This is a genomic window from Sphingomonas sp. PEI4, from assembly GCF_056679955.1.
Genome location: NZ_CM155258.1, coordinates 2745242 through 2759044 on the forward strand (window position 1 = coordinate 2745242; position 13803 = coordinate 2759044).

Here is a 13803-nt window from a genome sequence, read left to right on the forward strand (position 1 = left end):
TCACGTGGACACCCTCCGGGACCTTAATGCGTTGCGCGAGAGCGTCGCCGCCTTCCGTGCGGCGGGGCAGCGCGTCGCGCTCGTCCCGACGATGGGCGCGCTGCACGCCGGCCATGTCGCACTGATCGAGGCGGCGAAGCGGCCGGGGACGAAGGTGGTCGCGTCGATCTTCGTCAACCCGGCGCAGTTCGGGCCGAACGAGGATCTGTCGCGCTATCCGCGGCGCGAGATGGCGGATATCCGGATGCTGACCGAAGCCGGGTGCGACCTGCTCTGGCTGCCGTCGGTCGAGACGATGTATCCTGATGGCTTCGCGACGATGGTCCGTGTCTCGGGCGTCAGCGACGGCTTCGACGGCGCCTCGCGGCCCGGCCATTTCGACGGTGTTGCGACGGTCGTGTCGAAGCTGTTCAACCAGGTCGGGCCCGATGCTGCGTATTTCGGCGAGAAGGATTACCAGCAACTGGCGGTGATCCGGCGGTTCGTCGCCGATCTCGACTTCGCGATCGATATCGTCGGGGTGCCGACGCAGCGCGACGACGACGGCTTGGCGATGTCGTCGCGCAACATCTATCTCGACGACGAGCAGCGCAAGCAGGCGGTGGCCTTGCCGCGCGCGCTGGGCGTCGCCGCGCGGGCGATCGCGAAGGGCGAGGACGTCGACTCGGTTCTGGATGATGCGCGGACGACGTTGGTCGGCGCGGGGTTCACGATCGATTACGTCGCGTTGGCGGATGCCGAGACGCTGGGGGAGAACCCGGCGGCGGATCGCCCGCGGCGGTTGCTGGCGGCGGCGCGGATGGGCGCGACGCGCCTGATCGACAATATCGCGATCGAGTAGGCTTGGCGACCGCCCGGCCGAGTTGTAAAAAGCAGACGTTAACCCATTAACCATTTCGTAGCGGGAATCGCCGCAATCTGTCCTCACGAACTTTGGGGGCAAGACCATGGGCAGTCTCAAGACCGCGAATATTACGATCGAACGCCGTCTGGCGGATGCCGCGCGCGGCGACGACCGGGCGTGTTACGAACTGGGGATGGTGTATTCAACGGGGACTTCGGGCGTCGTCCTCGACCTGATCGAGGCGCACAAGTGGTTCAACCTGGCGGCGGTGTCGGGGAATATCGCCGCGCAGGAATGCCGCGCGGAGATCGCCGAGGACATGACCGCGCGGGAGATTTCGGTGGCGCAGCGCGCCGCGCGGGATTGGATGCAGTTGACGCAGCGGCGGGCGGCTTAATACGGACTGACGCCGTTCCGGGGGTGGGGATGTCTAACCTTCTCCGTCATGCCGGGCTTGTTCCGGCATCCACGGTTCCGCACCCTCGATAGTCGTGAGTTTGCGGAACGGTGGACCCCGGAACACGTCCGGGGTGACGGAAAAGGGGTGGTCGGGGAAATCCCAAACTTTGGTTTCCGTCAGGCTTCCACCTTCTTCTTTGGGGCGGCTTTCTTGGCAGGCGCCTTTTTGGCGGCCGCCTTCTTCGCTGGAGCCTTGGCCTCTGCTGCGTCCTTGGCTGGCGCCTTCTTCGCCGCTGGCTTCTTGGCCGGCGCTTTCTTCTTCTTCGTCGCCGGTGCCGCCGCAGCCCGCGCGTCGATCAGGGACGCCGCTTCCTCAAGCGTCAGCTGGTCCTTCTCGATCGACTTGGGCAAAGTCGCGTTGGTCGTGCCGTCGGTGACGTACGCGCCATAACGCCCCTCCATCAGCTTGATTTCGGCCTCGGTGCGCGGATGGTTGCCGAGTATCTTCAGCGGCGCCTGAGCCCCGCGTGCGGTGCGTCCGCCGCCTGCCGCCGCTTCGGCCAGCTTCACGACTGCGGCGTTCATGCCGGTCTCGAACACGTCATCGGTCGTCGTAAGGCGCGCGTATTTGCCCGCGTGCTTCAGATACGGCCCGAACTTGCCGATCGTGGCGATGATCGGTTCGCCCGTCTCAGGGTGGTTGCCGACCGTCCGCGGGAGCGACAGCAGCTTGACCGCCCACTCCAGATTGAGCTCGCCGATGTCCTTGGGGATCGACGCCATCTTGCGGTCTTCGCCTTCGCCGATCTGCAGATACGGGCCGAAGCGTCCCGACTTGCGCTCGATCGGCTGCCCCGTGTCCGGATGCGTGCCGAGCGTCGACGGGCCGGCATCCGCCTCGGCGTCGCCGCCGGGCTGCGCGAATCGCCGCGTGTATTTGCACTCGGGATAGTTCGAGCAGGCGATGAACGCGCCGAACTTGCCGCCGCGCAGGGCGAGTTGGCCTTCGCCACAGTTGGGGCAGAGGCGGGGATCGCCGCCGTCTGCTTTCGCCGGGAACAGGTACGGTGCGAGGAACACGTCAAGTTCGGCGGTGATCGCGGACGGCTGCTGCTCCATCACCTCGTTGGTGCGCGGCTTGAAATCGCGCCAGAACGCGTCGAGCACCGACTGCCACTGTGCGCGGCCGCCGGAGACGTCGTCGAGCTCCTCCTCGAGCTCGGCGGTGTAGTCGTAGCCGACATATTTCTCGAAGAAGCGTTCGAGGAACGCCGTCACCAGCCGGCCGGATTCCTCGGCGAAGAAGCGGTTCTTCTCGATCCGGACGTAGGCGCGGTCCTTCAGCGTCTTGATGATCGACGCGTAGGTGGACGGGCGGCCGATGCCGAGCTCCTCCATTCGCTTGACCAGCGAGGCTTCGGAGAAGCGCGGCGGCGGCTGGGTGAAGTGCTGCTCGGCGTCAACCTTCTTCTTGGCGGGCGCATCGCCTTCGCGCATCCGCGGCAGGCGGCGGGCGTCCTCGTCGGCAGAATCGTCCGACCCTTCCTCGTACAGCGCTAGGTAGCCGGGGAAGAGCACGACCTGCCCTGTCGCGCGCAGGATGTTGCGGCCGGTGCCGTCGGCCATCTCGACGGTGGTGCGCTCCATGCGGGCGGATGCCATCTGGCTGGCGAGCGCGCGCTTGAAGATCAGGTCGTAGAGGCGCGCGGGATCGCCGCCGCCAGCCTTGTCCTTGTCGAAATCGGTCGGGCGGATCGCCTCGTGCGCTTCCTGTGCGTTCTTCGCCTTCGACTGATATTGGCGGGGCTTGTCGGGCACATAGCTCGCGTCGAAGCGGTTCGCGACGGCGAGGCGTGCCGCGCTGATCGCGCTGCTATCCATCTGCACGCCGTCGGTACGCATGTAGGTGATCGCGCCGTCCTCGTAGAGCCCTTGCGCGATCCGCATCGTGTGATCGGCGGAGAAACCGAGTTTGCGCGATGCCTCCTGCTGGAGGGTGGACGTGGTGAATGGCGGCGGCGGGTTGCGACCGGCGGGCTTGGTCTCGACCGACTGGACCGAGAAATTGCCGTCGAGCACCGCCTGCTTGGCGCGCAGGGCGTCGCCTTCGTTGCCGATCGAGAGGCGGTCGAGCTTGTTGCCCTCGAACTGCGTCAGGCGCGAGGTGAAGGCGGTGCCGTCATGCTCCATGTCGGCCGTCACCGACCAATATTCCTGCGGCTTGAAGACGTCGATCTCGCGCTCGCGCTGGACGATGAGGCGGAGCGACACCGACTGGACACGACCGGCGGACTTGGCGCCGGGCAGCTTGCGCCACAGCACCGGCGAGAGCGTGAAGCCGACGAGATAATCGAGCGCACGGCGGGCGCGGTAGGCGTCGATCAGGTCGTCGTCCAACTCGCGCGGGTTCTTCATCGCCTCGGTGACGGTCGCCTTGGTAATCGCGTTGAAGGTGACGCGCTCGACCTCCTTGGGCAGTGCTTTCCGCGCGCGCAGCACTTCGCGGACGTGCCACGAGATCGCCTCGCCTTCGCGATCCGGATCGGTCGCGAGGATGAGGCGGTCGGCGATCTTGGCGAGATCGGTGATCGCTTTCAGCTGCTTCGACTTGTCCGCGTAATTCTCCCACGTCATCGCGAAGGCGTCGTCGGGATCGACCGAACCGTCCTTGGGCGGCAGGTCGCGGACGTGACCATAGCTGGCCAGGACGCGGTAATCGCTCCCCAGATACTTCTCGATGGTTTTGGCCTTGGCAGGCGATTCGACGATGACAAGCTGCATGGGGAAACCGGGGTCCTTACGTGTACGCGTACGAGGGTGGCGGCGCAGAGGTGGCCGCGTCAACCCGCAGTAAGTTCAGAGTGACGTACAAAGGTGCGGGCGCGGGGAGCTGTTTTCCAGAGGAGCAACCGCGGCGAGTCCATGTTTACCGCAGCCTCCACGATCGTTTCCATAGAGGATCAACGCAATCGTGGTCCCGCCAGACGTCCGATACCGTGTTCGTGCGAACCGGCGTCCTCGGCCTGAAAGCAGGGTATTTCCCGGATTAATTGATCTAGGTTGGTTCGGTATCGTAATAATATGATCAGAAATCAGCAAACTTTACGCCTGTGTTCATCCGACGCGGCCGTACAGTGCGTGGTAATCGAGACCGTCCATCTCTCGACCCTACGGAACTGCTCGGAAGGATTTCGCAGGGCAGACTGGCTCCCGACGCGAATTGCGTCCTTTCGAGAAGGGATCGACGTGCGGCGGGAACGCCACGGTCCGGTGCCGAACGCTCGAGGGTCTGTCATGATCGAGGCGGGAGAGGGATCGTGAACAGCGACGCCTTGACCGTTGCTCGGTGGAAATGTGCGTTTCTTGCCAAGCGGATCGTCGCGCTGCGCGAGCAGGTGGCGCAGTCGTCCGTGCTCGACGAAATCAAGCTGCACCAGAACGAGCTGGACGTCTTGATCGCTACGATCGCGCGGGATTGTGGCGACGATGCAGCGGCTGTCGATCTGCACGTCGACCGGGGCAAGGCCGTTTCTGCCGTCCATGTCCCAGGACCGAGATTGGTCGGTTAGATCAGGTAAGGCTCGCTCGGCCGCCGGCATGGCGTTCGAGTCGCCCGCCCAGTTCGAGTTCAAGCAATACCATGTGGACGACCGCCGGGCTCAAACGCGACTGGCGAATGAGTTCGTCGATCGCGACGGGGACGGGGCCGAGCAGATCGGCGATCCTGCGGCGGTCGGTGTCGCTCGCGTCTTCGGGGGGCGCGGGGGCGTAGGCATCGAGCGGGGAGCGGACCGAGCGCGGATCGAACGGGCGGATCTGTTCGAGGATGTCGGCAGCCGATTGTACCAGCGTGGCGCCTTCGCGGATCAGCAGGTTGCAGCCCTGCGCGCGGGGATCGAGCGGGCTGCCGGGGACGGCCATGACTTCGCGGCCGGACTCGTTGGCGAGGCGTGCGGTGATCAGCGAGCCGGATTTGGGGACGGCCTCGACCACCACCGTGCCGATCGCGAGGCCGGCGATGATGCGATTGCGCGAGGGGAAGTTGCGCGCCTTGGGCTCGGTGCCGGGGGGCTGTTCGGCGAGGAGGAGGCCTTCGGTGGCGACGCGCTCCTGCAACGCGGTGTTGTCGGGCGGGTAGGCGATGTCGATGCCGCTGGCGATGATGCCGATCGTGGCGCCACTGGAGCTGGCTCCCAGCGCGCCGATATGCGCAGCGGTGTCGATCCCGCGGGCGAGGCCGGAGACGATCGTCGTGCCCTCTTCGGCCAATTGAAGCGCGAGTTGGCGGGCGAAGCGGCAGGCGGCGGCGGATGCGTTGCGCGCGCCGACCATCGCTATGCAGGGGCGGGTGGCGTGGGCGATGTCGCCGCGGAGGATGAGCGCCGGGGGTGCGGTCTCGATCTCGGCGAGCAGGCGGGGGTAGTCCGGGTCGTCGAGGAACAGGTATCGTGCCCCGAGCTTGGCGGTTGCGACGATTTCGCGTTCGGCGAGGGCGGCGTCCGCGACTTTTGGTGCGCGTCCGCCGCCGCGCTGGGCGAGCATCGGAAGCGCCTCGATCGCGGCATCCGCGCTGCCGAAGCGGGCGATGAGCTGGCGATAGGTGACCGGTCCGATTCCGGTCGTGCGGATGAGCCGAAGTCTTGAGACCGTCGGGTCAGTCACCCGGTGGTCGTTTTGAGCGGCTGATGCGGGGTTCGGTGCCCGAGAACAGGCGATCGACGTTCTCGCGGTGCTTCCACAGGACGATCAACGCGAGCGCGAGCAGCAGCAGGACGAGGTCGAACCGGCCGAACAAGGCGGCGGCGAACGGCGCGCTGAGCGCGGCCGCCATGCCGGCGACCGAGGATATGCGCAGGCCTGCGAGGAGCCCCAGCCAGACGACCGCGTACACCAGCCCGAGGGGCCAGTGGAGTGCGAGGACGATGCCCATCAGCGTGGCGACGCCCTTGCCACCCTTGAACTTCAGCCAGACGGGATAGCAATGGCCGATGAATGCACCGGTTGCCGCAAGTAGTATGTTGCCGGGGAACAGGTGCGCGACCAGCAGCACGGCGACGGCGCCCTTGGCCATGTCGAGCAGCAGAGTGGCGGCGGCGAGACCTTTCCGCCCGGTGCGCAGGACGTTGGTCGCGCCGATGTTGCCCGAGCCGATCGTGCGTAGATCGCCCGCGCCGCCGAGCCGCGTGAGGATGACGCCGAACGGGATCGAGCCGAGGAGGTAACTCAGCACGAGCGATAGCGTGGGCGCGACCCAGAGAATTTCCGTCTGCAAGTATGTCCCCCGTTCTGAGGGTACTTATAGGCCACGCGTGGCGGACGGCAAATGGCTGGCTGCTGATGATGTTTTGGAGGAGATCGGTCGTCGGCCTTGCGATCCTCCCCCGCCAGGGGGAGGTGGCGCCGAAGGCGTCGGAGGGGGAGGACACGGAGCGACGGTTGCTCTTACCTCCCCCTCCGTCTGGCAAGTGCCAGCCACCTCCCCCTGGCGGGGGAGGATCGTTAGCCATAGCAACCTACGCATCGATCGGCGCTGGTTTGCAAGCCGAGTTCCGTCCTAAAGGCCGGATATGGACCAGCGCCCCATCCTGTTCTTCGATTCCGGCGTCGGCGGACTGTCGATCGTCGGTCCGGCACGTGCGGCGTTGCCCGACGCGCCGTTCGTCTACGCCGCCGACTCGGCCGGCTTCCCTTACGGCACCAAGAGCGAGGCGGAGATCGCGGCGCGGGTGCCGGTGTTGCTGGGACGATTGGCGGAGCGGTATCGGCCGCGGCTGATCGTGATTGCGTGCAATACGGCCTCGACGATCGCCCTGCCGGTGGTGCGTGCGGCGTTGGACTTGCCGGTGGTCGGGACGGTGCCGGCGATCAAGCCGGCCGCGGCGCTGTCGGTCTCGCGGACGATCGGCGTGCTGGGGACCGAGGCGACCGTGCGGCAGGCGTATGTCGATGATCTCGCCGCGAAGTTTGCCGGCGATTGCACGGTGCTGCGCTACGGGTCGGCGGCTTTGGTCGAGATCGCGGAGGCCAAGCTGCACGGTCGGCCCATCGCGCCGGAGCGCTATGCCGCGGTACTCGACGGGCTGTTCTCGCAAGCTGGCGGTGATGGGATCGATGTGATCGTCAACGCCTGCACGCATTTTCCGCTGGTCGAGGCAGAGCTTGCGGCGGCGGCACCCGGCGTACGATTCGTCGATGGTGGTCCCGGGATCGCGCGGCGAATCGTTCACCTGATGCAGGGCGAGTCGTGGTCGGGAGCGGGCGAGGGCATCGCCGTCTTTACCCGGTTGGGCGACGACGAACGCGCGCTCGGACCCGCCTTGGCCGCGCGCGGATTCGCGAGGATCGAGCAGCTTTAACGGGCAACCTGGGACAATGTGGCACCTTGCGTCGCGAGCGCATCGTGGCAATGTGCTGCCAGGATGAGGAAAGCGATCACCGTAAGAGCGGTATTGCGCTGGAAACGAGTGAAAGCGAGGCGTAGTGCCCAAGCCCATGATTACCAACGGCATCTCGGCAACGGATTCTACCTTGGGTCCGCGAGTCGATTATTCGCGCGTGTTCACGCAGGCGATCGACCGGTTGCATGCCGAAGGGCGCTACCGCGTGTTCATCGACATCCTCCGCAACAAGGGCGCGTTTCCGAATGCGCGCTGTTTCGCCGGGCATAACGGGCCAAAGCCGATAACGGTGTGGTGCTCGAACGATTATCTCGCGATGGGCCAGCACCCCAAGGTGATCGCGGCAATGGAAGAGGCGCTGCACGACGTCGGCGCGGGCTCGGGCGGCACGCGCAACATCGGCGGCAATACGCATTACCATGTCGACCTGGAAGGCGAACTCGCCGACCTGCACGGCAAGGAAGCGGCGTTGCTGTTCACCAGCGGCTACGTCTCGAACGAGGCTACGCTGGCGACGCTCGCCAAGGTGCTGCCGGGCTGCATCATCTTTTCCGACGAACTGAATCATGCGTCGATGATCGCCGGCATCCGCAATTCGGGGTGCGAGAAGCGGGTGTTTCGGCACAACGATCTCGCGCATCTGGAGGAGCTGCTGGCGGCGGAAGATCCGAGCGCGCCGAAGCTGATCGCGTTCGAGAGCGTGTATTCGATGGAGGGCGACATCGCGCCGATCTCGGCGGTGTGCGACCTTGCCGACCGGTACAATGCGCTGACCTATTGCGATGAAGTCCATGCGGTCGGGATGTACGGCGCGCGCGGCGGCGGGATCTCGGAGCGCGACGATGTGGCGCACCGGATCACGATCCTTGAGGGGACGCTGGGCAAGGCGTTCGGCGTGATGGGGGGCTATATCGCCGCCGATCGGACGATCGTCGATGTGATCCGCTCCTACGCACCCGGGTTCATCTTCACGACGTCGTTGTCGCCGGTGTTGGTCGCTGGCGTGCTGGCGAGCGTGCGGCATCTGAAGGCGTCGAGCGTCGAGCGCGAGGGGCAGCAGGCCTCCGCCGCGATGCTCAAGGCGATGCTGAAGGATGCCGGGCTGCCGGTGATGATCGGCGACACGCATATCGTGCCGCTGATGGTCGGTGATCCGGTCAAGGCGAAGAAGATCAGCGATGTGCTGCTGGCCGAATACGGGGTGTATGTGCAGCCGATCAACTATCCGACCGTGCCGCGCGGTACCGAGCGGCTGCGGTTCACGCCGGGCCCTGCGCATACCGAGGCTATGATGCGCGAGTTGACCGATGCGTTGGTGGAGATCTGGAGCCGGCTGGACTTGCGCAAGGCCGCTTGAGGCTAAGCTAGCGCGACAGGCCAGCCTGCTTCAGTCGATTGTGATGGTGCCGTCGGTACCGGGAACATCGAGCGGTTCGCCGAACCCTACCGAATGGAACCGCGTGTAATCGCCTTCCACAGGTTTGGCGTAAACGTGCACCACGGACCGGGTGCCATCGACGACCCAGTAATGCGGGATTTCGCCGCGGGCATAGGCGAACCGCTTCATCGTCGTGTCGCGCGCAACCGAGGTTTCGGCGACTTCGATGACCAGCAGGAACGCGTCGGCGATCAGTAGGCGATTGCCCTCAACCGGTTCTCGCAGCACGGCTACGTCACAGCCGAGTACGGTATCATTGCCGAGATCGATGCCGATTTCGCCCATGATCCGCGCTTCGGGTAACAAGCGTGAAAGACGGATGCCGATTTGCATCTGGCGTGCGGCGTGCGCCGTCAAAGGTGGGTTCATCCGTTCGAGTTCCCCATCGACCAGTTCGACCTTGAAGTCGTCGAACGCGCCGGACTCACCCATGCGCAGGAACTCGGCGGTCGTGAAACGCGCTCTGGTCTGCTGATCGGTGCGGAGAATAGCGGCGGATTTATTCATGGCCGATTCGTACCACGAATCCGGAGTGCCTACGAGTCGCCCGGCAAACCCTTAAAGCGCGGCCGCCAGCATCGTCAGGACGCCGAGGCCGAGCGACAACGGCACACGCAGCGCCATCCAGCCGGGCGGCGCTATGCCGGTTCGGACGAGCGTGCGGTCGACCAACAAGGCGCCGATCAGGCTGATGCCGAGCACGACCAGCGAGGGGCCGGGCCAGCGCAGGCCGACCATCCAGGGCCATGCCGTCACCAGTGCGATCAGCGACGGCGCGACGCTCGCGAACCATAGCCAGCGCGGCGGCGAGTCGGCGCGCGCGGCGAGGCCCCACCATAGGCCACCGAGGAAGCTCAGGATCAGCGCGGCATAGGCATAGGCGATCGCCAGCGCGGAGTAGCGGCTTTGCGGATCGCCGCTCAGCAGCAGCGCGACGGCCGCGAGTTGTGGCAGCAGGCCGCTCAGCCCGAGCAGGCGGGCGATCGGCGGGATGCCGCCGGATGCGGGTCGCTTGGTCATCAGACGCGCGCGACCACGCCGGTCGCGATGACCGGGCCGGTCGGCAGGCCGGTCGGCGAGCCGCCGAGTGGTTCGACCGAGATGGCGAGCGTCGCGCCGGGCGCTATGCGGCCGCGGTCGACGCCCTTGGGTGCCAGCGCGGTCGGACGTCCCGAGAGCAGGCCGAGCGAATGCGGCACGCCGTCGCCGCCGATCACCCAGAGCTGCGCGACGCGTGCGTCAGGGACGCCGGGGCCTGCTGCGACGCGGAGCGCGCCGGTGGCAGGATCGTAGACCGCAGCGACGGGCGACTTCGCATCGCCGAGCATCGCGACAAGCACGCTGGTGGGCCGGGCGACGGGAATCGGTTGCGAGACGGGTACCTTCGGCTCGGGCCGAATCATGACGAACAGCAGCAGCGAAGCGGCGATCGCGCTGGTGACGGCGGCGAGCGCCGGCCATGCGAAGCGGCTCGTGCGCGCAAGGGCTGGCGTTCCGTTGAGACTGGCCTCGACCCGTGCGGCAAGATGCGGCGGCGCGGTGCGTTCGGGCCAGAGGTCGAACAGGACGGCAAGGCGCGACCGCCACCATTCGACCTGTGCGGCAAAACCGGGTTCGGCGAGTACACGACGTAGTGCTGTTCCGCGCTCCTCGCCTTCGAGCAGGCCGAGTGCGAGTTCGGCGGCGGCGACGTTTTCGGGCACGCCAGGATCGAGGCCGGTATCGGTGGTCGAATCAACCATCGAGGCAATCCTTCAGGCGTGCGAGGCCGCGGCGTACCCAGCTCTTCATCGTTCCCAGCGGCACGGCGCGCTTTACCGCCAGTTCGGCATAGGTAAGGCCGTCGAAGAACGCGGTGCGGATCGCGTCGCGCTGTTGCGGTTCGAGACCGTCGAGGCATTCGATCAGTTCGCGAGACGATTCGCTGGCGAGCATCCCCGCTTCGGCGCCCTCGCTCGGGTCCGCCACGTCGGGCGCGGCATCCAGCGGACTTGTCCGGCGGATGCCTTGCGCGCGCTGCCAGTCGATGGCGCGGTTGCGCGCGATCGTCGCCAACCAGGTTATCGGGCTCGCGCGGCCGGGTTCCCAGGCACCGGCGCGTTTCCAGATCGTGAGATAGACCTCGTGCAGCACATCCTCCGCGGCTTGGGGCTCGCCGCAGATACGATGGGTGATGCCGAAAAGCTTCGCGCTGGTCAGCGAATAGAGTTCGCGAAACGCGTCGCGGTCCTCCTGGCCGGTACGCAGCAACATCTCGGAGAGGTGCGCGCGGGCGGCGTCGGCGTCTGGGTAGGCTCGGGTCACGGCTGCGAACCTAGCGCCTCGGTTCGTCGCGGCAATAGCCTTCGCCGGGCTTTACGGTGAGGCAGTCGGTTTTGCCGGAGAGATATTTCAGGCCGGTCGCGTCGCCGTTGGTGGGGCGCAGGGTTTCGCGGATGCCACCCCGATCGAAGGATATCGTATCGCCGTTCGCGGTGCCGTCGAACTTGCCCTTGTGGTCGAGATCCCATTGCATCGTGAGGTCGAAATGGCCGGGGGTATCGGTCGGGGCAATGTCGAGGACCATGCCTTCGACGCCGATCCAGCGGCCGGTGTAGTTTGGCGCGTTGGGCTTGGGAGCGGCGACCTTCCGCTCGACCGATCCGGCAGACGTCATGTTGCCGTCGCTGCTGGTATCGGGGGCAGGGCCGGAGCAGGCGGTCAGCGCTGCGGCGGCAAGCAGGGTGAGGGCTTTCATGGATGTCTCCTTTTGCGCGGTCGAGCGACCCCGCATTGTGCTCCGTCGTCCTGTCGAAACGCAGGACCCAGAGTAACGCAGAACTGCGCTTTGTAACCCTGGATCCTGACTTTCGTCAGGATGACGGAGTGAAGGGGGATGCTCGCTGCACATCACGCCCGCGAACAGGTGTGGCAAATTCCGGCTCGGGTGGGTAAGGGGCTGGGCACCCGATCTCCCGTCACAGGATTACGCCAGGTGCGCATCGCCATCGCGTCCGATCACGCTGCCGTCTCGTTGAAAGCGGTGCTTGCCGCTTGGCTGCGCGAGGCGGGGCATGACGTGCTCGATCTCGGACCCGAAGGCACCGCCAGCGTCGATTATCCGGATTACGGTTATAAGCTCGCGTCGGCGATTGCCGATGGTTGCGCGGAACGGGGCATCGCACTGTGCGGCTCCGGGATCGGCATTTCGATCGCCGCCAACCGCAATCCCGCCTGCCGCTGTGCACTCGTCTCCGAACCGCTGTCGGCTAGCTTGGCTCGCATTCACAACGACGCCAACGCCATCGCGATGGGCGCCCGCCTGATCGGCGAGGAAATGGCCAAGGCTTGCGTCGAAGCGTTCCTGTCCGCCGATTTCGCCGGCGGCCGTCATCAACTCCGTGTCGACAAACTTTCTACAAAGGTCCCCGCATGAGCACCCAGCCCCGTGAACTCCATGACGTCCAGCCCGACGGCTTTTTCACGCGCGGCCTCGCCGATGCGGACGCTGCCGTATTCGCTGGCGTCGCCGCCGAACTGGAACGCGAGCAGACGCAGATCGAACTGATCGCATCCGAGAACATCGTCTCGAAAGCAGTGCTCGAGGCGCAGGGCTCGGTGTTCACGAACAAGTATGCGGAAGGGTATCCGGGCAAGCGCTATTACCAGGGCTGCGCGCCGTCGGACACGGTCGAGACGCTCGCGATCGAGCGGGCCAAGCAGATCTTCGGTTGCGGGTTCGTCAACGTGCAGCCGCATTCGGGCGCGCAGGCGAACGGCGCGGTGATGCTCGCGCTGGTCAAGCCGGGCGACACGATCCTGGGCATGAGCCTCGATGCGGGCGGTCACCTGACGCACGGTGCGAAGCCGGCGATGTCGGGCAAGTGGTTCAACGCGGTCCAGTACGGCGTCGACGCGACCACGCACCTGATCGATTACGACCAGGTCGAGGCGCTGGCGGTCGAGCATCAGCCCAAGCTGATCATCGCGGGCGGTTCGGCCTATCCGCGGACGATCGACTTCGCGAAGTTCCGCGCGATCGCGGACAAGGTCGGCGCGTATTTCATGGTCGACATGGCGCATTTCGCCGGGATCGTCGCAGCCGGGCTGCACCCGACGCCGTTCGGTCACGCGCACGTCGTGACGACCACGACGCACAAGACGCTGCGCGGGCCCCGCGGCGGCATGATCATGACCAATGACGAGGCGATCGCGAAGAAGATCAACTCGGCGGTGTTCCCGGGCCTTCAGGGCGGGCCGCTGATGCACGTGATCGCGGCGAAGGCGGTCGCGTTCGGCGAGGCGCTGCAGCCTGACTTCAAGAGCTACATCGCGGCGGTCGTCGAGAACGCGAAAGTGCTTGCTGCAACACTCAAGGAGCGCGGCTCGGACGTCGTTTCGGGCGGGACCGACACGCATCTGGCGCTGATCGATCTGACGCCGCTCGGCATCACCGGGCGTGATGCGGACGAGGCGCTGGAGCGCGCGGGGATCACCTGCAACAAGAACGGCATCCCCAACGATCCGCTGCCGCCGGTGAAGACCAGCGGCATCCGCGTCGGCTCGCCCGCGGGCACGACGCGCGGCTTCGGGCCGGCAGAGTTCCGCGAGATCGGCAACATGGTCGCCGACGTGCTGGACGGCCTCGCCAAAAAGGGCGAGCATGGGGACCCGGAAGTCGAGGCGGACGTTCGGACGCGTGTGCGGGCGTTGTGCGCGCGCTTCCCGATCTATCAAGGATAAGT

At 66.1% G+C, this 13803-nt stretch carries 15 protein-coding genes; 7 read left to right on the top strand and 8 right to left on the bottom strand.

The window, feature by feature from the left end; all coding sequences use genetic code 11:
- The first annotated feature begins 4 nt into the window (after positions 1–4).
- Positions 5–841: a pantoate--beta-alanine ligase gene (panC, locus tag AC1MLZ_RS12755; protein ID WP_480958795.1), complete on the top strand. Its 837-nt coding sequence runs from the start codon at positions 5–7 to the stop codon at positions 839–841.
- A gap of 106 nt (positions 842–947) precedes the next feature.
- Entirely contained in the window at positions 948–1241 is a 294-nt protein-coding gene (locus tag AC1MLZ_RS12760; RefSeq protein ID WP_480958796.1) for a hypothetical protein, read from the top strand.
- A gap of 179 nt (positions 1242–1420) precedes the next feature.
- Here the strand turns inward: AC1MLZ_RS12760 and topA are convergent, their stop codons facing one another.
- A complete protein-coding gene (gene topA, locus AC1MLZ_RS12765; RefSeq protein WP_480958797.1) occupies positions 1421–4024 on the bottom strand; it encodes a type I DNA topoisomerase in 2604 nt (867 codons plus the stop codon).
- A 536-nt stretch (positions 4025–4560) separates the two neighbouring features.
- Here topA and AC1MLZ_RS12770 point away from each other — a divergent pair.
- Positions 4561–4812, top strand: coding sequence for a hypothetical protein (locus AC1MLZ_RS12770; RefSeq protein ID WP_480958798.1), 252 nt, complete (start codon positions 4561–4563; stop codon positions 4810–4812).
- A 1-nt stretch (position 4813) separates the two neighbouring features.
- Here AC1MLZ_RS12770 and dprA read toward each other — a convergent pair whose 3' ends face one another.
- Both dprA and plsY read right to left on the bottom strand, forming a co-directional pair.
- A complete protein-coding gene (gene dprA, locus AC1MLZ_RS12775) occupies positions 4814–5905 on the bottom strand; it encodes a DNA-processing protein DprA (protein WP_480958799.1) in 1092 nt (363 codons plus the stop codon).
- The gene (gene plsY / locus AC1MLZ_RS12780; protein WP_480958800.1) at positions 5898–6515 is read right to left on the bottom strand and encodes a glycerol-3-phosphate 1-O-acyltransferase PlsY; all 618 of its coding nucleotides are present in this window, start codon (positions 6513–6515) and stop codon (positions 5898–5900) included. The genes dprA and plsY overlap by 8 nt, the downstream gene beginning before the upstream one ends.
- A gap of 295 nt (positions 6516–6810) precedes the next feature.
- Here plsY and murI point away from each other — a divergent pair, with 295 nt between their 5' ends.
- Positions 6811–7599: a glutamate racemase gene (gene murI / locus AC1MLZ_RS12785; RefSeq protein WP_480958801.1), complete on the top strand. Its 789-nt coding sequence runs from the start codon at positions 6811–6813 to the stop codon at positions 7597–7599.
- A gap of 136 nt (positions 7600–7735) precedes the next feature.
- The gene (gene hemA, locus AC1MLZ_RS12790; RefSeq protein ID WP_480961548.1) at positions 7736–8998 is read left to right on the top strand and encodes a 5-aminolevulinate synthase; all 1263 of its coding nucleotides are present in this window, start codon (positions 7736–7738) and stop codon (positions 8996–8998) included.
- A gap of 30 nt (positions 8999–9028) precedes the next feature.
- On the opposite strand, the gene AC1MLZ_RS12795 is transcribed toward hemA, so the two are convergent.
- The 5 genes from AC1MLZ_RS12795 to AC1MLZ_RS12815 form a co-directional block, all read right to left on the bottom strand.
- The gene (locus tag AC1MLZ_RS12795) at positions 9029–9586 is read right to left on the bottom strand and encodes a Uma2 family endonuclease (protein WP_480958802.1); all 558 of its coding nucleotides are present in this window, start codon (positions 9584–9586) and stop codon (positions 9029–9031) included.
- 51 nt (positions 9587–9637) lie between these two features.
- The gene (locus AC1MLZ_RS12800) at positions 9638–10099 is read right to left on the bottom strand and encodes a DUF3429 domain-containing protein (RefSeq protein WP_480958803.1); all 462 of its coding nucleotides are present in this window, start codon (positions 10097–10099) and stop codon (positions 9638–9640) included.
- Positions 10099–10821, bottom strand: a complete 723-nt coding sequence (locus AC1MLZ_RS12805) for an anti-sigma factor (RefSeq protein WP_480958804.1) — start codon at positions 10819–10821, stop codon at positions 10099–10101. Before AC1MLZ_RS12805 ends, AC1MLZ_RS12800 begins: the two co-directional genes overlap by 1 nt.
- Complete coding sequence (locus AC1MLZ_RS12810) at positions 10814–11332, bottom strand: sigma-70 family RNA polymerase sigma factor (protein ID WP_480961549.1); 519 nt, start codon at positions 11330–11332, stop codon at positions 10814–10816. Before AC1MLZ_RS12810 ends, AC1MLZ_RS12805 begins: the two co-directional genes overlap by 8 nt.
- A gap of 61 nt (positions 11333–11393) precedes the next feature.
- A complete protein-coding gene (locus AC1MLZ_RS12815; RefSeq protein ID WP_480958805.1) occupies positions 11394–11816 on the bottom strand; it encodes a hypothetical protein in 423 nt (140 codons plus the stop codon).
- Positions 11817–12053: 237 nt separating this feature from the next.
- On the opposite strand from AC1MLZ_RS12815, the gene rpiB reads away from it, so the two are divergent.
- Positions 12054–12494: a ribose 5-phosphate isomerase B gene (gene rpiB / locus AC1MLZ_RS12820; RefSeq protein ID WP_480958806.1), complete on the top strand. Its 441-nt coding sequence runs from the start codon at positions 12054–12056 to the stop codon at positions 12492–12494.
- The gene (locus tag AC1MLZ_RS12825; protein ID WP_056487310.1) at positions 12491–13801 is read left to right on the top strand and encodes a serine hydroxymethyltransferase; all 1311 of its coding nucleotides are present in this window, start codon (positions 12491–12493) and stop codon (positions 13799–13801) included. The genes rpiB and AC1MLZ_RS12825 overlap by 4 nt, the downstream gene beginning before the upstream one ends.
- The last annotated feature ends 2 nt before the right edge of the window (positions 13802–13803 follow it).

Excerpts from the sequence above, each read along its gene's own strand:
- AC1MLZ_RS12760 (WP_480958796.1), top strand. The coding sequence starts at position 948 with ATGGGCAGTCTCAAGACCGCGAATATTACGATCGAACGCCGTCTGGCG.
- AC1MLZ_RS12805 (WP_480958804.1), bottom strand. The coding sequence starts at position 10,821 with ATGGTTGATTCGACCACCGATACCGGCCTCGATCCTGGCGTGCCCGAA.
- hemA (WP_480961548.1), top strand. The coding sequence starts at position 7,736 with ATGATTACCAACGGCATCTCGGCAACGGATTCTACCTTGGGTCCGCGA.
- AC1MLZ_RS12815 (WP_480958805.1), bottom strand. The coding sequence starts at position 11,816 with ATGAAAGCCCTCACCCTGCTTGCCGCCGCAGCGCTGACCGCCTGCTCC.
- AC1MLZ_RS12795 (WP_480958802.1), bottom strand. The coding sequence starts at position 9,586 with ATGAATAAATCCGCCGCTATTCTCCGCACCGATCAGCAGACCAGAGCG.
- topA (WP_480958797.1), bottom strand. The coding sequence starts at position 4,024 with ATGCAGCTTGTCATCGTCGAATCGCCTGCCAAGGCCAAAACCATCGAG.
- AC1MLZ_RS12800 (WP_480958803.1), bottom strand. The coding sequence starts at position 10,099 with ATGACCAAGCGACCCGCATCCGGCGGCATCCCGCCGATCGCCCGCCTG.
- murI (WP_480958801.1), top strand. The coding sequence starts at position 6,811 with ATGGACCAGCGCCCCATCCTGTTCTTCGATTCCGGCGTCGGCGGACTG.
- AC1MLZ_RS12825 (WP_056487310.1), top strand. The coding sequence starts at position 12,491 with ATGAGCACCCAGCCCCGTGAACTCCATGACGTCCAGCCCGACGGCTTT.
- AC1MLZ_RS12810 (WP_480961549.1), bottom strand. The coding sequence starts at position 11,332 with ATGTTGCTGCGTACCGGCCAGGAGGACCGCGACGCGTTTCGCGAACTC.